General features: G+C 70.9%; 16 protein-coding genes. 6 read left to right on the top strand and 10 right to left on the bottom strand.

The window, feature by feature from the left end; all coding sequences use genetic code 11:
- The first annotated feature begins 30 nt into the window (after positions 1-30).
- Positions 31-300, top strand: coding sequence for a GlsB/YeaQ/YmgE family stress response membrane protein (locus BLS56_RS09455; RefSeq protein ID WP_091449583.1), 270 nt, complete (start codon positions 31-33; stop codon positions 298-300).
- A 106-nt stretch (positions 301-406) separates the two neighbouring features.
- Complete coding sequence (locus BLS56_RS09450) at positions 407-676, top strand: DUF2631 domain-containing protein (protein WP_091449582.1); 270 nt, start codon at positions 407-409, stop codon at positions 674-676.
- 287 nt (positions 677-963) lie between these two features.
- Here BLS56_RS09450 and rlmN read toward each other — a convergent pair whose 3' ends face one another.
- Positions 964-2067, bottom strand: coding sequence for a 23S rRNA (adenine(2503)-C(2))-methyltransferase RlmN (rlmN, locus tag BLS56_RS09445; RefSeq protein WP_091449581.1), 1104 nt, complete (start codon positions 2065-2067; stop codon positions 964-966).
- Between the two features lie 177 nt (positions 2068-2244).
- On the opposite strand from rlmN, the gene BLS56_RS09440 reads away from it, so the two are divergent.
- Entirely contained in the window at positions 2245-2931 is a 687-nt protein-coding gene (locus BLS56_RS09440) for a PadR family transcriptional regulator (protein WP_091449580.1), read from the top strand.
- Between the two features lie 51 nt (positions 2932-2982).
- On the opposite strand, the gene BLS56_RS09435 is transcribed toward BLS56_RS09440, so the two are convergent.
- On the bottom strand, positions 2983-3735 hold the full coding sequence (locus BLS56_RS09435) for a class I SAM-dependent methyltransferase (protein ID WP_091449579.1): 753 nt from the start codon (positions 3733-3735) through the stop codon (positions 2983-2985).
- A gap of 112 nt (positions 3736-3847) precedes the next feature.
- On the opposite strand from BLS56_RS09435, the gene BLS56_RS09430 reads away from it, so the two are divergent.
- A complete protein-coding gene (locus tag BLS56_RS09430) occupies positions 3848-4057 on the top strand; it encodes a VOC family protein (protein ID WP_091449578.1) in 210 nt (69 codons plus the stop codon).
- 583 nt (positions 4058-4640) lie between these two features.
- Positions 4641-8009, top strand: coding sequence for a fibronectin type III domain-containing protein (locus BLS56_RS09425; RefSeq protein ID WP_228771501.1), 3369 nt, complete (start codon positions 4641-4643; stop codon positions 8007-8009).
- 445 nt (positions 8010-8454) lie between these two features.
- Here the strand turns inward: BLS56_RS09425 and BLS56_RS09415 are convergent, their stop codons facing one another.
- From BLS56_RS09415 to rpsB, 5 genes are all read right to left on the bottom strand, one after another.
- Entirely contained in the window at positions 8455-9297 is an 843-nt protein-coding gene (locus tag BLS56_RS09415; RefSeq protein WP_228771500.1) for a phosphatidate cytidylyltransferase, read from the bottom strand.
- Positions 9298-9375: 78 nt separating this feature from the next.
- Positions 9376-9933, bottom strand: coding sequence for a ribosome recycling factor (gene frr / locus BLS56_RS09410; RefSeq protein ID WP_091449575.1), 558 nt, complete (start codon positions 9931-9933; stop codon positions 9376-9378).
- Positions 9934-9977: 44 nt separating this feature from the next.
- A complete protein-coding gene (pyrH, locus tag BLS56_RS09405) occupies positions 9978-10709 on the bottom strand; it encodes a UMP kinase (protein ID WP_091449574.1) in 732 nt (243 codons plus the stop codon).
- Positions 10710-10792: 83 nt separating this feature from the next.
- Complete coding sequence (tsf, locus tag BLS56_RS09400; protein WP_091449573.1) at positions 10793-11611, bottom strand: translation elongation factor Ts; 819 nt, start codon at positions 11609-11611, stop codon at positions 10793-10795.
- A gap of 94 nt (positions 11612-11705) precedes the next feature.
- Positions 11706-12554, bottom strand: a complete 849-nt coding sequence (gene rpsB, locus BLS56_RS09395; RefSeq protein ID WP_091449572.1) for a 30S ribosomal protein S2 — start codon at positions 12552-12554, stop codon at positions 11706-11708.
- Between the two features lie 351 nt (positions 12555-12905).
- On the opposite strand from rpsB, the gene BLS56_RS32895 reads away from it, so the two are divergent.
- On the top strand, positions 12906-14003 hold the full coding sequence (locus BLS56_RS32895; RefSeq protein ID WP_091449571.1) for a M23 family metallopeptidase: 1098 nt from the start codon (positions 12906-12908) through the stop codon (positions 14001-14003).
- Positions 14004-14216: 213 nt separating this feature from the next.
- Here the strand turns inward: BLS56_RS32895 and BLS56_RS09385 are convergent, their stop codons facing one another.
- The 3 genes from BLS56_RS09385 to dprA form a co-directional block, all read right to left on the bottom strand.
- On the bottom strand, positions 14217-15152 hold the full coding sequence (locus tag BLS56_RS09385) for a FliA/WhiG family RNA polymerase sigma factor (RefSeq protein WP_091449570.1): 936 nt from the start codon (positions 15150-15152) through the stop codon (positions 14217-14219).
- A complete protein-coding gene (locus BLS56_RS09380; protein WP_407640501.1) occupies positions 15124-16050 on the bottom strand; it encodes a tyrosine recombinase XerC in 927 nt (308 codons plus the stop codon). Before BLS56_RS09380 ends, BLS56_RS09385 begins: the two co-directional genes overlap by 29 nt.
- A 763-nt stretch (positions 16051-16813) precedes the next feature.
- Positions 16814-17647 (bottom strand): DNA-processing protein DprA, encoded by an 834-nt coding sequence (dprA, locus tag BLS56_RS09370; protein WP_324187507.1) that lies wholly within the window; start codon positions 17645-17647, stop codon positions 16814-16816.
- Between the last annotated feature and the right edge of the window lie 168 nt (positions 17648-17815).

Raw genomic sequence — 17815 nt, 5'->3', positions numbered from 1 at the left:
AGAGGCGGGGGTCATGAGGAAGGAGCTTCGATGGGCATTATCGGCTGGATCGTTCTCGGTTTGGTCGCCGGACTCATCGCCAAGGCCATCATGCCTGGTAACGACCCGGGCGGCGTCATCGTGACCATCTTGATCGGCATTGTCGGCGCCATTCTCGGCGGCTTCATCGGCAATGCGATTTTCGGTGGCGGACTGGGCAACTTCTTCGACCTGCGGACCTGGCTGCTGGCCATTCTCGGCTCGATCATCTTGCTCGCCATCTACCGGGCGGTCACCGGGCGCGGCAGGGCCCGAGTCTGACAAGCGAGACCTGTCACACCGAGGGCGCCGTGGACACCACGGCGCCCTCGGCATGAGCGGGATGTGAAACTATTGACCGCCCCGACCGAACGCCCCAGGAGGACACGTGGCGAGCACCGAGCTCGAGAAGCGGAAGGCCACCGCGCCAGGAGCCGTGAACCCGCAGGACGAGCCGTCGGCCGAGTGGGGCTGGCACGGCTCCTTCCCCAAGGGCACCCTGATCGCCGGTGTGCTGGTCGGGCTCGCCATGTTCGCCATGCTGATCGGCAACCACACCGGGGCCACCGAGGACCTGTGGCTCATCGGCGTCGGCGCGGGGCTGCTGCTCGGCGTGGGCTGGAAGATCCACAAGAACCGCACCGCTTGGCGCAAGTAGGCGCTTGATCCCGCTTGGCCGGGCCTTGGCTGTGTTGGCTGGCTCGATGGGGTGGAGTGGCTTCTTCGGGGCCCCTACGAAGGAAGATCCCGTCGCGGGGAAAGACGGGTGGGGAGCCTTCGGCCCCACGACCACGGCAAGTTCAGGGATCTTCCCTTCACCCCCGAAGAAACCACTCCACCCATCGAGCACCTGGCAGGGCCGGTGCGGTCTGTGGGGGGCGGGTTTGCCGCTCCGCTCCCATCGAGCACTGGGCGAGCGCTGGTGCCGCCTGGCAGGTGCTCCGGTCAGCCCTCAGCGGCTAGCTGGCCGCAGGCCGCCGCGATCTCCTGGCCTCGGGTGTCGCGCACTGTGCAGGAGACGCCCTGGGCGTTGACGCGGCGCACGAATTCGCGTTCGACTGGTTTGGGGCTGGCGTCCCACTTGCTGCCCGGGGTGGGGTTCAGTGGGATCACGTTCACGTGCGCCAGCTGGCCCAGGTGTTTGCGCAGCAGCTTGCCCAGCAGGTCCGCGCGCCAAGGGTGGTCGTTGACGTCGCGGATCAGGGCGTATTCGATCGAGACGCGCCTGCCGGTCTTGTCGGCGTAGGCGCGGGCCGCTGCCAGGACCTCGGCGACCTTCCAGCGGGTGTTGACCGGGACCAGGGTGTCGCGCAGCTCGTCGTCGGGGGTGTGCAGGGAGACGGCCAGGCGGACGCTCAGGCCCTCTTCGGCCATCTTGTGGATCGCGGGGACCAGGCCGACCGTCGAGACGGTGACCGAGCGCTGGGATATGCCCAGACCGTCGGGGGCCGGGTCGCAGATGCGGTGGACGGCGTCGATGACCCTGCGGTAGTTCGCCAGCGGCTCGCCCATGCCCATGAAGACGATGTTGGACAGCCTGCCGGGCTCGCCCAGCGCGCCGTCGCGCAGGTCGGCGGCGGCGCTGCGGACTTGGTCGACGATCTCGGCGGTGGACAGGTTCCGCTGCAGGCCGCCCTGGCCGGTCGCGCAGAACGGGCAGGCCATGCCGCAGCCCGCCTGGCTGGACACGCACAGCGTCACCCGGTCCGGGTAGCGCATGAGGACGCTCTCCAGGAGCGTGCCGTCGTGCGCCTTCCAGAGGGTCTTGCGGGTGGAGCCGTCGTCGCAGGCGACGTGCCGGACCACCGACAGCAGTGGGGGCAGCAGCTCGTCTGCGAGGCGGTCGCGGCTGGCGGCCGGGATGTCGGTCATCGCGGCCCGGTCGGCGGTGAGCCTGCCGAAGTAGTGGGTGGAGAGCTGGTTCGCCCGGAACGCCTTCTCCCCCAACTCGGTCACCGCGGCCCGGCGCTGCTCGGCGGTGAGGTCGGCGAGGTGCCGGGGCGGCAGGCCGCGGCGGGGGGCGTCGAAGACGAGCGGGAGTGAGGTCATGGCCGCTCCATTCTCCCATGCCCGCGTGGGTGCTCCCGCCCGCTCCACCGCAGCGCCCACGGTCGGTTCCGACTATGAACATTGCCCGACTATCGCTGTTGCATCGCGATACGTTCCGATATATCGTTGAGCTATCGCGAGCGTCCGCTTGCGACACCGAACACCTAGGAGTGAAGAATGCGTGTCTCACCTGAGCACCGGCGCGGACCTTGGCGCCGACACGACCGACAGCACCACGGCAGGCCCGGCTTCGCGGGCCACGACCTCGAGTTCCACCCGCGCGAGTTCCACCCGGAGGACCCCATGACCCCACCCTTCCCGCAGGTGCCGCCATTCGGCTTCGGCAGGCACGGGCACGGGCCCGGCCGGGGAGTCCGGGGCCACGGCGGCCCCCGCGGCGGTGGCAGGCAGCGCCGCGGCGACGTGCGCGCCGCCCTGCTCGCGCTGCTCACCGAACGCCCCATGCACGGCTACGAGATGATCCAGGAGATCGCCGCGCGCAGCGGCGGGTTCTGGAAGCCGAGCCCCGGCTCGGTCTACCCCACCCTGCAGCTGCTCGCCGACGAGGGACTCGTCCGCGGCGTCGACGGCGAGGGCGGCAAGCGCCTGTTCGAGCTGACCGAGGACGGCGCGGCCACCGCGGCCCGGCAAGACGGCGCGCCGCCGTGGGAGCAGGTCACCGCCGACGTCGACCCCACCGAGGTCGACCTGCGCACGGCCATGGGCCAGCTCGCGAGCGCGGCGATGACCGTCTCGCAGGCCGCCAGCCCGCAGCAGAAGGCGCGGGCGGTGGACATCCTCAATGAGGCGAGGCGCGCGCTGTACGCCCTGCTCGGCGAGGCGAACACCGCGAGCGATGACTGAGTGTCGACCGGCCGCGCCCAGGGCCCGGGCGCGGCCGGTCGACCAGCGGCCTCAGCCGAGGATCAGACCGGCGGGCTTGCGCCGCACCAGCACCCGGTACCCGACCGGGAACTCCAGACCGGGCACATCGGCGATCGCCCGCGCGGCGACCGGCGCGGAGAACTCGATGCGCAGCACCGCCTCAAGCGTCGCCCGGTCCTCGAACCGCCAGACGGTGGACACCCGGTGCCGGTCGAACCCCTTCAGCTCGAAGAACCGGTCCACCTCGGCGGAGTCGTAGGCGGGCAGGTCCGCCCGCATCCAGCGCCCGTACGGCGGCCGGGCGGCGTCGAGGTCGACGATCACCAGCGTGCCGCCGGGGCGCAGCGCCCGGTCGGCCTCGCGCAGCCCCGGCTCGCAGCCGGGGCCGAAGAAGTAGGCGGTGCGGGCGTGCACCACGTCGAAACTGGCGTCCGCCACCGGCAGCGCCTGCGCCGACCCGAGCCGCACCGCGACGCCCGCCAGCCCAGCGACCCGGGCCTGCCCCCGCTCGACCAGCGGCGGGTGCGGCTCGACGCCGAGCACCGAGGCCGCCCGCTCGGCGAAGCGCGGCAGGTGGAACCCGTCGCCGCAGCCGATGTCGAGGACGTCGCCGGTCCAGTCGCCCAGCCCGGCCAGCAGCCGCCAGATGGCCCCGTCGGCGTCCTGCGCGCGGTTCTCCGCCTCGTAGAGGTCGGGCCAGTGCCAGATGTTGGGACTGGGCAGCACCTCCGCCGCGCGCAGCGAGGTGATCAGCCGCTCCCGCACTCTCGACACCAGCCCCATACCCGCCAGCAAAGCACAGGCCACGCCCCCTTCGCCGCCGCGCCAAACGCGGTGTAGATCACCACCGGCCTGCGGCTGACGAGACCGCCCGATCGGGTTAGCGTCGGTCCCCATGACACCGTCGGACGCGATCAGCGGCTTAGCCGGGCTTCCCGGAGGCACGCCGGAACTCGCCACCCCAGATCCGCTGGCGAGCGGCGAGTTCTACCGGGGTCCGTTCGGCTGGACCTACCGGGAAGACGGCGACGGCTACCGGATGGCCTACGTCGAGGACGCCCCTTCGACTCGCCGTTCGGGCGCGCCGCGGTGCTCCAGGACGTGACCGGCGCGGCGTTCACCGTGCCCGACCGGTCACTGTTGGTGACGGTCGTGCCGGAAGAGGAGATCGGCGCCGAGGTCGACGATCCCTACGCCGATTAACCAACATTCCGTCCGCCTCGTTAATTAATGACCCGCGGACCGCGACGCGGCGAAACAGTACGGACACCCTATCGGCACGGCACCAAAGGCCCACTTTCGCGGAAAATGAGAACAGCGGCCGAAAAAATGTGGTTCCTGTGACAAGAGTCAATCGCCCAGCGCTGCGCTCCTACGCCGTTCGGCGTAGCGGCGGCCGCCCCGGGGAGCAACCAACACCGCGCTGACCAGTCGTTATACCGCCGTTGGCAGAATTGCGGCGCTGACAATCGATCATGCCCAAGTTGACCTGGAATGACAATTTTCAAGTCGCCCAAAACGATACAAAGAAAACTCTTGTCCCCGGGTTCGCCGAGTGGTTGATTTAGCCTTCCGTAGCGTGCTTGTAACACACCTTTCCGCGCGGTGCCGAATTGGGGCAAGCGGCCAGTGAGCCGTAGCCGTGTTCGTCGCGCCCGGGTGTGTGATCGTCAGGGAGGAAGAGTCTCTTGAGACCCAGAAGACCAACCAGAAGGCTGACCACCGGGGTCGCCGTTCTGGGCACCGCGGCGATGGTGGCCGCAGGCATCATGATCGGCTCGGGGACCAGCTCCGCCGCCCAGGGCGAGCTGGCCCAGACTTATAGCTGTCCTCTCCCGCTGATCGGTAACCAGAACGTCAGCGTGAACATCAAGACGACCCAGCCTTCGACGATCACCACGGGCAAGTTCACCCCCCAGATCGAGATCACGGCTGTGTCGAACGCGGGCTCCACCGCCACCCAGGGCCTGCGGCTCGTCGGCGCCGAGAGCATCAAGGGCGTGGCGCGGGCCACCTCGACCGTGAAGCTGCCGGGCAGCCAGGGCGAGCTGACCGTCCAGGTCCCGACCGAGATTCCCAACCAGCCCATCCCCGCGGTCGGCAACGACCTCGTCCTCAACGCCGTGGGCTCCGCCCCGGCGCTGCGGTTCGACGAGCCCGGCACCGCCTCCCTCTCGGTGGACGACCTGGTGCTGGAGATGACCCCGCTGCGGGCCGACGGCACCCCCACCGACCTGGGCACCTTCACCGCCGACTGCACCCCGGCCCCGGGCCAGGACACCCTCTTGCAGACCTACGAGGTGACCGGCCCGTCCGTGGCGCCGGAAGCCACTGTCGGCGTGGGCAACGTCCCGCCGCTCAAGCAGGTCTACTCCTGCCCGTTCCCGCTGATCGGCAACCAGACGGTCACGGTGGACATCAACACCAACGCGCTGCCCACCAAGGTCAAGGCAGGCGAGTTCACCCCGGCGATCGACATCACCGCGGTGTCGAACGCGGGCTCGACCGCCACCCAGGGCCTGCGGCTCGTCGGCGCCGAGACCATCCAGGGCACCGCCCTGGCCACCTCGCTGGTGAGCGCCCCGCAGGGCCACCTCGCCGTCGGCGTGTCGACCGCGGTGCCGAACCAGCCGATCCCTCCCACGGGCAACGACCTGGTCGTCAACGCGAAGGGCGCCGCCCCCGCGCTGCAGTTCACCAAGCCGGGCACCGCGACCCTGTCGGTGCACGACCTGGTGCTGACCATGACCCCGCTGCGCGCCAACGGCACCCCCACGGACCTGGGCACCTTCGTCGCGGACTGCACCCCGACCGACGGCCAGAACAACGTCCTGCACACCTTCACCGTCGAGGGGGCCGCGGACACCGTGGCGCCCACGCAGGTGACCGGGGTGACCGTGGGTGAGACCACCGAGAACAGCATCGCGCTCTCGTGGGCCCCCTCCACCGACGCCGTCGGCGTCACCGGCTACGAGGTCCGCTACGGCAACGGCCAGACCAAGGCGGTCACCGGCACCTCGGCGACCATCGACGGCCTCACCGAGGACACCGAGTACACCTTCACCGTCGTCGCCAAGGACGCCGCCGGGAACGTCTCGGACCCGAGCGCCGCGGTCGTCGGCAAGACCAAGGCAGGCGTTGACGGCGTCAAGCCGACCACGCCCGGCAACCTGCACTCGACCAACGTCACCCAGACCAGCGTCGCGCTGGCCTGGGACGCCTCCAGCGACAACGTGGGCGTCACCGGCTACGACGTGCTCTACGGCAACGGCCAGACCAAGAGCGTCACCGAGCCCTCGGCGACCATCGAGGGCCTGACCGCGAAGACCGAGTACAGCTTCACGGTCGTCGCCAAGGACGCCGCGGGCAACGTCTCCGACGCCAGCGCCCCGCTGGCCGTCACCACCCTGGAAGCCCCGGACACCGAGGCCCCCTCGGCGCCCGCTGGCCTGAACTCCACCGGCGCCTCCGACACCAGCATCGGCCTGGCCTGGGACGCGTCCACCGACAACGTGGCCGTCACCGGCTACGAGGTCCGCTACGGCAACGGCCAGACCAAGGCCGTCACCGAGACCTCGACGACCATCGAGGGCCTCACCGAGGACACCGAGTACACCTTCACCGTCGTCGCCAAGGACGCCGCGGGCAACGTCTCCGAGGCCAGCGCCCCGCTGACCGTCAAGACCAAGCTCGGCCCGGACACCGTCAAGCCCAGCGTTCCCACGGGCCTGAGCGTCACCGGCGTCACCCAGTCCAGTGTCTCCCTCGCGTGGGTCGCCTCGACCGACAACGTGGGCGTCACCGGCTACGACGTGCTCTACGGCAACGGCCAGACCAAGAGCGTCGAGGGCACCGAGGCCACGGTCGACGGCCTCCAGCCCGGCACCGACTACAGCTTCACGGTCGTGGCCAAGGACGCCGCGGGCAACAAGTCCGACCCGAGCGCGGCGGCCAACACCCGCACCGAGCCCACGCCGGACATCACCGCCCCGACCGCGCCGAGCAACGTCCGCTCGACCGACGTGACCGAGACCAGCGTCGCGCTGGCCTGGGACGCGTCGTCCGACGACACCGGCGTCACCGGCTACGAGGTGTTCAACGGCGCCAACTCGGTCGCCACGGTCACCGGCACCTCGGCCACGGTGAGCGGCCTCACCGCCGACACCGAGTACACCTTCACCGTCAAGGCGAAGGACGCCGCGGGCAACGTCTCCGACCCGAGCGCGGGCTTCACGGTCCGCACCGACAAGGAGGCGGACATCGTCAAGCCCACCGCCCCCACCAACCTGACGGCTACCGGCACCACGGACAGCAGTGTCTCGCTGGTGTGGGACGCGGCGACCGACAACGTCGGCGTCACCGGCTACCAGGTGTTCAGCGGCACCGCTCCGGTCGCCAGCGGCGCGGGCACGGCGGCGACGGTGGCGGGCCTGAACCCCGACACCGAGTACACCTTCACCGTCGTGGCCAAGGACGCCGCGGGCAACGTCTCCGAGGCCAGCGCCCCGCTGACCGTCAAGACCAAGGCGCGCGAGATCCCGGACGTCATCAAGTACGGGTACGACCTCAGCGGCAAGACCGTCCTCAAGAAGCTCCCGGGGACCGTCAAGCTGTCGGGCGGCGTCGCGGCGTCGGTGAACCCGGCGACCGGCGCGTTCGAGGCGGACCTGGCGCTCAACCCGACCCACGGCAACTTCCGCATCTGGGGCATCTTCCCGGTCAGCGCGAAGGTCGAGTTCCTCCCGGTCGGCAAGACCACCGGCGCCCTCACCGGCGGCGTGCTCAAGTCGACCTCCAACGTGACCGTCAAGCTGTCGAGGCTCACCCTCCTCGGCTTCCCGATCACCACGGGCTCGACCTGCCAGACCAAGACCCCGGTCAACGTCCCGCTGCAGTCCAAGCCGGGCTTCGACCCGACGGTCGGCGGTCTGCTCACCGGCACCTACACCCTGCCCCCGCTGCAGGGCTGTGGCTCGGTGACCAGCGCGCTCACCGACCTGACCGCCGGTCCCGGCAACACCATCGAGGTGAACCTGAAGGCCAAGCCGACCAGCTGACCTTCACCAGGTAAACCCTGACCTCGTGGCCCCCGCCGCTCTCGCGGCGGGGGCCACTTGGCTTTTCCGGGACCGCTACACGGGCAGGGGCACCCGACAGCTCGCCCGGTCGGCCGCCACCAGCCCGCCCAGACCGGCGAGGTTGTACCCGAGGCCCGCGCTGACGTCACCCCGCCGAGCCACGCGCCCAGGGCGTTGCCGATGTTGAACGCGGCCGCGCTGTCCGGCGGCGCCACGACCCGCCTGGTGAACCGCCTGGAACCGGGGCCTGGTCAGCAGGCACCCGCGCCGGGACGACCGGCGGGGGATCTACACCGAACTCACCGAGGCCGGTTTCGCACTGCTCGACGCCGCACGGCCCACCTACGACCGGGTGCTGGAGGCGACCCTGGCCGAGGCGGAGCGGACACCGGAGCGGACACCGGGTGCCCGCCGGTACTCCGAGCTAGGCGGCGGGAACGAACAGGCCGAGCAACAGGTACGACACCACGGCCGAGGGCAGCAGCGAGTCCATCCGGTCCATCAGGCCGCCGTGGCCGGGCAGCAGCGTGCCCATGTCCTTGATGCCCAGGTCGCGCTTCATCACCGACTCGACCAGGTCGCCCAGGGTGGCCACGCACACCAGGGCCAGCCCAAACAGCACACCCTGCCACCACTGGCCGTCGAGAACGAGCGAGACGGTCAGCGCGCCCGCGATGACACCGGCGACCAGCGAACCGGAGAAGCCCTCCCAGGACTTCTTCGGGCTGATCGTCGGTGCCATCGGGTGCTTGCCGAACAGGACGCCCGCGATGTAGCCGCCGGTGTCGGAGCTGACGACGAGGATGAGAAAGCACAGCACCCGGTTGGCGCCGTCGTCGGGCAGCACGAGCATCGCGGCGAACGAGGCGAACAGCGGCACGTACGCCGCGGTGAACACCGACGCGCTGGCGTCACGCAGGTAGCCCTCGACACCACCGCGCAACCGCCACAGCAGGCACACCAGGATCGTCACCACGAACGCGGCGAGTACCCCGTCGCGGCCGAACGGCCACGACAGCCACACCATCGCCTGGCCGCCCAGCAGCACCGGCCAGCGCGCCACCCCGATGCCCGCGCCGCGCCGCAGCGCCCCGGTCAGCTCCCACGTCGCGACCGCGACCGCGACCGCGACGATGCCGACGAACACGTGCCGGGCGGTCAGCAGGGCCAGCAGCACGCCGCCGCCCAGCAAGACGCCCACGCCGATCGCCGCGGGCAGGTCACGCCCGGCGCGCGAGGCCTTCACCGGCGCGCCGTCGCTCGTCACCAGGGATTCCCCGACAGATCCATGCTCCAGCTCCCCCACGGGCCCGGCCACCATATGCGTTCCTCTTGCGAGCCGAGGTCAGACCTCGAGCAGCTCGGCTTCCTTGTGCTTGACCAGCTCGTCGACCGCGGCGACGTACTTGTCGGTCAGGTTCTGCAGTTCCTTCTCCGCGCGCGTGACGTCGTCCTCGCCGGACTCGCCGTCCTTGACCAGGCGGTCAAGCTCTTCCTTGGCCTTGCGGCGCACGTTGCGGATCGAGATCTTGGCGTCCTCGCCCTTGGTCTTGGCGACCTTCACCATCTCCCGGCGGCGCTCCTCGGAGAGCTGCGGGATGACCACGCGGATGATCGAGCCGTCGTTGCTCGGGTTGACCCCGAGGTCGGAGTCCCGGATGGCCTTCTCGATGGCGTTGAGCTGAGTGACGTCGTAGGGCTTGACGACCGCCATCCGCGCCTCGGGGATCGCGACGCTCGCCAACTGGTTCAGCGGGGTCATCGCGCCGTAGTACTCGACGTGGATCCGGGAGAACATGGCGGGCGAGGCGCGGCCAGTGCGGACCGCGGAAAGCTCGTCTTTGGCCACCGACACCGCTTTTTCCATCTTCTCCTCGGCATCGAGGAGTGTCTCGTCGATCAAGGGTGCTCCTTGTTCCTTCGCCCCGGCGGACCCGCTCCGCCGGGTCACGCTGTGGGCGTACTGACCAGCGTGCCGATCCTCTCACCACGCACGGCGCGGGCGATGTTCCCCTCCGTCAGGAGGTTGAACACGATGATCGGCATGTTGTTGTCCATGCACAGGCTGAACGCGGTCGCGTCCGCCACCTTGAGGTCGCGCTCGAGCACCTCGCGGTGGGTGATGTCGGTGAACATCTTCGCCTCGGGGTTCACCCGGGGGTCGGAGTCGTAGACGCCGTCTACCGCCTTGGCCATCAGCACCACGTCGCAGCCGATCTCCAGCGCCCGCTGGGCGGCCGCGGTGTCGGTGGAGAAGTAGGGCATCCCCACCCCGCAGCCGAAGATGACCACACGGCCCTTCTCCAGGTGCCGCTCGGCGCGGCGCGGGATGTAGGGCTCGGCGACCTGGCCCATGGTGATGGCGGTCTGCACGCGGGTGTCGATGCCTTCCTTCTCCAGGAAGTCCTGCAGCGCCAGGCAGTTCATCACGGTGCCGAGCATGGCCATGTAGTCGGCGCGGTCGCGGTCCATGCCGCGCTGGCTCAGCTCCGCGCCGCGGAAGAAGTTGCCGCCGCCGATGACGATGGAGGTCTGCACGCCGCCGCGGACCACGTCGGCGATCTGGCGGGCGACGGCGAAGACCACGTTCGGGTCGACGCCGACCTCGCCGCCGCCGAACATCTCGCCGCCGAGTTTGAGCAGCACCCGACGGAAGCTGCCGTTAGCGTTCTGAGTCACCGTAGACCCCTCCTCGTGACTATGCCCCGCCCTCGGAAAGCCGAAGGCGGGGCATAACCCTCATCACTGTGTCCCGGCGCGGGTCAGGACTGGCCGACCTCGAACCGCGCGAAGCGGGTCACGGTCACACCGGCCTCGTCCAGAACGGCCTTGACGGTCTTCTTCGAGTCCAGCACCGAGGACTGCTCCAGCAGGACGACGTCCTTGTAGAAGCCGTTGACGCGGCCCTCGACGATCCTGGGCAGCGCGGCCTCCGGCTTGCCCTCCTCGCGGGCGGTCTCCTCGGCGATGCGCTTCTCGCTCGCCACCACGTCCTCGGGGACCTCGTCGCGGGTCACGTAGCGCGGCTTCATCGCGGCGATCTGCATGGCGGCGGCGCGGGCCGCCTCCTCGCCGTTCTCGCCGGTGTACTCGACCAGCACGCCCACCGCGGGCGGCAGGTCGGAGGAGCGGCGGTGCAGGTAGGTGCTGACGGTGCCGGTGAAGGCCACCGCGCGACGCAGCTCCAGCTTCTCGCCGATCTTGGCCGAGAGCGCCTGCACGGCGCCGTCGACCGTGGTGCCGTCGAGGGGGGCGGCCTTGAGCGCGTCCAGCTCGACGGTCCCGGTCGCCTTGACGACACCGGTGATCTTGTTCGCCAACTCCTGGAACTCGTCGTTCTTGGCGACGAAGTCGGTCTCGCAGTTCAGCTCGACCATGACGCCGCTGTCCGCGGCGACCAGGCCCTGCGCGGTGGCGCGCTCGGCGCGCTTGCCCACGTCCTTGGCGCCCTTGATGCGCAGGATCTCGACGGCCTTCTCGAAGTCGCCGTCGGCCTCTTCCAGCGCCTTCTTGCAGTCCATCATGCCGGAACCGGTCAGGTCCCGGAGCTTCTTGACGTCGGCCGCGGTGAAGTTCGACATCGTGCGTTTTCCGTCCTTCTTCGGGTATACGCGCGTGGGTTGCTTGGGTGCCGTGCCGCCGCCCGGACAGCCCGGGCGGCGGCACGGCGGAAGATCAGGACTCGGCCGGGGTGTCGGTCGCGGCGTCCACCGCTGCCACGGCCTGCTCGCCGTCGGCCGCAGCGGTCTCGGCGCCGACGAGCAGCTCCTTCTCCCACTCGGCCAGCGGCTCGCTGCCCGCGCCCACCTCGGGCTTGTCAGCACCGTTGCGCGCACCGGACCGCGCCATCAGACCGGCGGCGGCGGCCTCGGCCACCACCTTGGTCAGCAGCGCGGCGGAGCGGATCGCGTCGTCGTTGCCCGGAATCGGGTAGTCGACCTCGTCCGGGTCGCAGTTCGTGTCGAGGATCGCCACGATCGGGATGTGCAGCTTGCGCGCCTCGCCGACGGCGATGTGCTCCTTCTTGGTGTCCACGATCCAGATGGCGGAGGGGACCTTCGCCATGTCGCGGATACCGCCGAGGGTGCGGTCGAGCTTGTCCTTCTCACGGGTGAGCATCAGGATCTCCTTCTTGGTGAGACCCTGGAAGCCACCGGTCTGCTCCATCGCCTCAAGCTCCTTGAGGCGCTGCAGGCGCTTGTGCACGGTGGAGAAGTTGGTGAGCATCCCGCCCAGCCAGCGCTGGTTGACGAACGGCATACCGACGCGGAGCGCCTCGTTGGCGATGGCCTCCTGCGCCTGCTTCTTGGTGCCGACGAACAGAATCGAACCGCCGTGCGCGACCGTCTCCTTGACGAACTCGTACGCGCGGTCGATGTAGGTCAGCGTCTGCCGCAGGTCGATGATGTAGATACCGTTGCGGTCGGTGAGGATGTAGCGCTTCATCTTCGGGTTCCAGCGGCGGGTCTGGTGCCCGAAGTGCACGCCGGAATCCAACAGCTGCTTCATGGTGACGACGGCCATGGCCGGGTTCGCACCTTTGCTTTCGGGCGTACCGGGCGGGTGAGGCCTGGCACGCGGTGTCGGTTTGTCGCCGCGGACCGGTGGCCCGCCGCCCTGGTGCCGTGCAGACGCCCGGACCCGCTGGTCAAGTGCACCATCGAGACCGCCGGGCGTCGGTGGCCGCGGTCTGAGAACCACGGACGCGCACTGGCACGCGAAGTCGTCCGATGTCGCCACGGGACGCGGGCATAGTGTACGCCCAGGTCCGCCCGGGCAGAGAATCGGAGCCCGAGTTGTCAACAGGCGGCTGGATTCATCCACAGGTCCGAGCACTCCCTGGCACCACCCCACCGCCCCCGGCACAGTCGGGTTATGCCCACAGACCAGCGCGAACACCGAATCCGGACCACCGCCACCAGCACCATCGCGGCGTTGACAGCCGCCTTCCTGACGGTCGTGGCCGCCCCACCCGCCCCCGCCTCGTCACGCCATGGCCCCCAGCACCCCCAGCACCGGCCGCCCACCGGCGTCACGCTCGCCCAGAACCCCGACCCGCCACCGCTGCCCGGCGCGCCCGTTCCCGGCGTCCGGTTCTCCTGGCCGCCGCTGCTGCCCGGCCCGCCCGTTTTCGGCCCGCGGTTCTCTTGGCCGCCGCTGCTGCCCGGCCCGCCCGTTCCCGGGCCGCGGTTCTCTTGGCCGCTGTTCCCACCCAGACCGGTCGCCCGCCCCTTCCGACCGCCCACCACCCCCTACGGCCCCGGCCACCGCGGCGTCGACCTCCCCGGCACCCCCGGCGAACCAGTCCACGCGGCCGCGGACGGCGTGATCGCCTTCGCGGGCCAGGTGGCCACCCGGGGCGTGGTGTCGATCGAGCACGCCCCAGGCCTGCGCACCACCTACGAGCCCCTGACCCCCACCGTCACTCAAGGAACCCGAGTCCGCCGCGGCGACCGGATCGGCCTGCTGGCCCCAGGCCATCCCGGCTGCCCCCAAACCCCCGCGTGCCTGCACTGGGGCCTACGTCGAGGCCAGGAGTACCTCGACCCCCTGATGCTGCTGACAACTCACCACCACGTCCGTCTCCTCCCGCCCCACCCAGGGCCACTCCCCCCACCCGACCCGACCCGCCATCGGCCGAACCCGACTCACATTCCGCCCCACCATGCCGACCCCCGACTCCATCCAACCGACACCCACCTCGCCCCGACCCCTTCTTACTCACCCAACCCAGCCGACACCCACCCGGCTCCACCTCTGCTCACCCAGCCCAGCCGACACCCATCCCGATCCGACCTCTTACTCGCCCGGCCCGGCGAACATCCACCCCGGCCCAAACCCGCTACCCGCCCAGCAAGCACCGCTGTGCGGCGACTGCCTGTTTCACCACCAGCGCGCGGCTCGCCACCCAGCCGCAGCACTCGTTCGTCCGGGTGTCGCTGTGGCCGTCCGCCTTGGCCTCCGGTGGCCTAACCCGCCGCCGGTTGGTGACCGGGCGGACAGGCAGGCGCGTGCGGCAGCGCCTGCGATGGGCCGATGCCACCAGGTCAGAGGTGACTTGGCGGCGCGGCGATGGTGGGCGCGGGCAGGGTGGACAGGGGTGCCCAGCCGGTCCCGCTGGGGCTCGGGCGGCGGTGTGCCGTCGCGGGCGGCTGGTGGTGGGAGGGTCGGTGGTGCTGCGGTGGGTCAGACCTCGGCGGTTTCCATCAGCTTGGCCCGCAGGCGCAGGACGGCCCGGGTGTGCAGCTGGCAGACCCGCGACTCGGTCACGCCGAGGACGCGGCCGATCTCGGCGAGGGTGAGGTTCTCGAAGTAGTAGAGGGTGACCACGACCCGGTCTCGCTCGACGAGCAGGCCGATGGCCTCGGCCAGCTGGCGGCGGTTGTCCTGGTCGACCAGGAGGGCCACGGGGTCTTCCGCGGTCTCGTCTTCGAGGATGTCGGCGAGAGAGTTCGCGCCGCGGCCCGCGGCGGCCAGCTCGTCCAGGGCGACGACGCTGGTGAGCTGGAGCTGGGCGTAGACGTCGCGGAGTTCGCTGACGGTGAGGCCGAGTTCCGCGGCGAGTTCGGCGTCGTTGGGGGTGCGCTGGAGTTTGGCGCCGAGGCGTTCGATGCCGCGTTCGACCTCGCGGGCGCGGCCGCGCACCGTGCGCGGCACCCAGTCCTGGGCGCGCAGGTCGTCGAGGATGGCGCCGCGGATGCGCTGCATGGCGTACGTCTCGAACTTGAGGCCGCGCTCGGGCTCGAACTTCTCGATCGCGTCGACCAGGCCGAAGATGCCGGACTGGATCAGGTCGGAGACGTCCACGTGCGAGGGCAGCCCGGTGCCGACACGGCCCGCGACGTACTTGACCAGCGGCGCGTAGTGCAGGACGAGCCGGTCGCGCAGCGACTGCTCACGCTGCTCGCCGAATCTTCGCCACAGCGCGACGATGCCCGCCTCGACGTCGTCGGCGGTGCGTTGGTCCCCGGGCAGCACGCCGTCCGGCCTGCCTGCCCTGGACAGGGCGGCGTGGCCGTTCACCTGGTTCGCCGGGTCAACCGGTGCGGGCGCCTGGGACGGCCCCGCCGGTGCCCGAGAGCCATCCCCGGCGCTATCGGGAACGGGGGTGGGTTCGGTCATGGATCGCCTTCAGCCGTTCGACGGTCACGTGGGTGTAAAGCTGCGTTGTCGAGAGCGTAGCGTGACCGAGTAACTCCTGGACGCTACGAAGATCAGCACCCCCTTCGAGCAGGTGTGTCGCCGCTGAGTGACGGAGCCCGTGCGGCCCGACGTCCGGGGCCCCGGGCACCGCGGCCACGGCCTGGTGCACGATACGTCGCACGGCGGCCTGATGGAGCCGTCCGCCGCGAACGCCTAACCACACTGCCGGCGGTGAATCGTCCCGGACAAGTGACGGACGGCCCTGACGCAACCACGCTTCGACCGCTATGGCGGCCGGAACACCGAACGGGACTGTCCGCTCTTTGCGCCCCTTGCCCAGCACGCGCACGACTCGGGCACCCAGGTCGACGTCGTCCACATCCAGCCCGCAGAACTCCGACACCCGGACCCCCGTCGCGTACAGCAACTCCACCACAGCATGATCACGCAGCGCGACCGGGTCTTCCTCCCGAGCCCCGGACTCCGCCGCCCGCATCACCTCGCCCGCCTGGTCCTGCCGCAACACCGAGGGCAACGCCCGGTGCCGCCTGGGCGCCATCAGCCGAAGGCCCGGGTCGACCGCCAGCCGCCCCCGCCGGTGCGCCCACGCGGTGAACGTCCGAGCCGCCGCCACCCGCCGAGCCAAGGTCGTCCTCCCCGCACCCGTGGCGCGCTGCGCGGCCAACCAGCCGCGCATGGCGGTCAGATCGAGCCCGACTCCGTCCAGGCTCCCCGCACCCGCGCCTTCGTCTTCCCCTACACCGGAATCCCCCTCGCCGGACCGCCCCAAACGACGTCCCGCCCCGGCATCGGCAAGCGGTGGCCCCGCCGCCCCGCCACCGGGCAGCCCGGAGGAACCCGCCCCGCCCAGGCCCACCCCGTCCCGGGCGAGGTCGTCGGCACCCGACTCCCCTGGGCCCAAGCCGCCGCGGCCCGCTCCCCCGGGCGCCGAGCCGCCCGCGGTCACACCGCCAAAGCCCGCGTCCAGACCCGAGCCGCCGGAGCCCGCCGACCCCGCATCCGACTCGAATCCGCCCGAGCCTGTCAGGCCCGAACCCCGCGCACCAGCGCCAGTCGGCCCAAGACCGCCCGCGCCCACGGGCCCCATGCCCGACGCGCCCGCGCCGGCCGGGTCCGAACCGTCCGGACCGCCAACACCAGCCAGGCCGAGGCCGCTGCCCGAACCCTGACCACCCTGCGCATGGCCGCGCCCAATCAGAGCGGCCTCGCCCACGGGATCGGCGTTCGCGCGCTCGAGGCCCTGTTGGGCGGCGGTCGGGACGGCCGAGGATGGGCCGCCCGGGTGTGGCTGGTCGAGATGCCGTAGCCCGGAAAGCGTTTCCTCTGGCAGGTCAGATTCACCCGATCGTGCCGTCTCTGAACCGGGCAGGACGCCTGGAACGCCGTGCAGGAAGCCCAGCAGGGACACCGCGTCGCCGAGGTAGGCGCGGACTGTGTGGTCGGACAGGTCGCGTTCCAGGGCGAGATGCCGTTCGTACTCGGTCAGGACCGCGCGGACGTGGGCGGGCAGCACGGCGCGGACCCGGTGGAGGTCGGCTCGGGTGATGCGGGTGGACGCGTGCGGCACGCCCTTGACGCTGGGGCACCGAGGGCCCTTGGTCAAGCATCGCCACGCGGTTTCATGATCGGACTCTCGTCCAGCCCTCCTCTCCCCGGGCGGCCAGGCCGGTCAGTTCGAGTTCGGGCAGGAGCGCGCGGACCCGGTCCAGGGGCACGCCGGACTCCGCCGCCACCTGCTCGGGGCTGCGCCCGGCGCGGCCGCTGAGGGCGTCGTGGACGCGCAGCGCCTGCTCGCCGAGTCCGTCGGTCGGCCGCTTCGGCGCGGCGGCGACCGGGGCCAGCTCGCCGATCTGGCCGACCGCCTCCAAGATCTCCGGCACCGAGCACGCGAGCGTCGCGGCCCCGGTGCGCAGCAGTTCATGGCAGCCGTGGGACATCGCCGAGGCGACCGAGCCGGGCACGGCCAGCAGGATCTTGCCCAGCGCAGTGGCTGAGCCTGCCGTGTTGCGGGCTCCGCTGCGCACCCCGGCCTCCACGACCACCGTGCCCAAGCCCATGGCCGCGATCAACCGGTTCCGAACCAGAAATCTGTGCTTCGCGGGCGGTGTGCCCGGGGCGTACTCGCTCACGACCGCGCCCTCCTTGGCGATCCGGTCGAGCAGGGCGGTGTGCGCGGCCGGGTAGCTGAGGTCGACGCCGCACGCGAGGACCGCGACGGTCGTCCCGTGCCCCGCCAACGCCCCTCGGTGCGCCGCGCCGTCGATGCCGTACGCGGCGCCGGAAACCACGGTCACGGACTCCTCGGCCAGCCCGTACCCGAACTCGCTCGCCACGTGTTCGCCGTACGCCGTGGCCGATCTGGCTCCCACCACCGACACCGCGCGCCGGAGCGCGTCGTCCAGCAGCGCGGGGCCGCGCACCCACAGGGCCAGTGGCGGCGCGGCCCACCGCAGGCCGCGGCCGAGGGCGTTGGTCAGGCACAGCAGCGGCCAGGCGGGCCACTCCGGTTCCGCGTCAAGTCTGAGCGTGTTGCGTTGCGATCAGAGGGGCTGGCGGCGTGACAGAGCACAGACCTGGTCCAAGGCGAGGGGCTCGTTGGGCTAACTCTGGTGTGGACCGTT

The organism is Actinokineospora iranica (assembly GCF_900101685.1).
GTDB lineage: Bacteria > Actinomycetota > Actinomycetes > Mycobacteriales > Pseudonocardiaceae > Actinokineospora > Actinokineospora iranica.
Note: the sequence above shows the minus strand (reverse complement) of the source record. Positions and strands in the feature narration are given on the sequence as shown.

What these genes read in the sequence shown, in the direction of transcription:
- BLS56_RS09455 (WP_091449583.1), top strand. Translation starts at nt 31, where the DNA reads ATGGGCATTATCGGCTGGATCGTTCTCGGTTTGGTCGCCGGACTCATC.
- rlmN (WP_091449581.1), bottom strand. Translation starts at nt 2,067, where the DNA reads ATGACCTCACTCCCGCTCGTCTTCGACGCCCCCCGCCGCGGCCTGCCG.
- BLS56_RS09440 (WP_091449580.1), top strand. Translation starts at nt 2,245, where the DNA reads ATGCGTGTCTCACCTGAGCACCGGCGCGGACCTTGGCGCCGACACGAC.
- BLS56_RS09435 (WP_091449579.1), bottom strand. Translation starts at nt 3,735, where the DNA reads ATGGGGCTGGTGTCGAGAGTGCGGGAGCGGCTGATCACCTCGCTGCGC.
- BLS56_RS09430 (WP_091449578.1), top strand. Translation starts at nt 3,848, where the DNA reads ATGACACCGTCGGACGCGATCAGCGGCTTAGCCGGGCTTCCCGGAGGC.
- tsf (WP_091449573.1), bottom strand. Translation starts at nt 11,611, where the DNA reads ATGTCGAACTTCACCGCGGCCGACGTCAAGAAGCTCCGGGACCTGACC.
- rpsB (WP_091449572.1), bottom strand. Translation starts at nt 12,554, where the DNA reads ATGGCCGTCGTCACCATGAAGCAGCTGTTGGATTCCGGCGTGCACTTC.
- BLS56_RS32895 (WP_091449571.1), top strand. Translation starts at nt 12,906, where the DNA reads ATGCCCACAGACCAGCGCGAACACCGAATCCGGACCACCGCCACCAGC.
- BLS56_RS09385 (WP_091449570.1), bottom strand. Translation starts at nt 15,152, where the DNA reads ATGACCGAACCCACCCCCGTTCCCGATAGCGCCGGGGATGGCTCTCGG.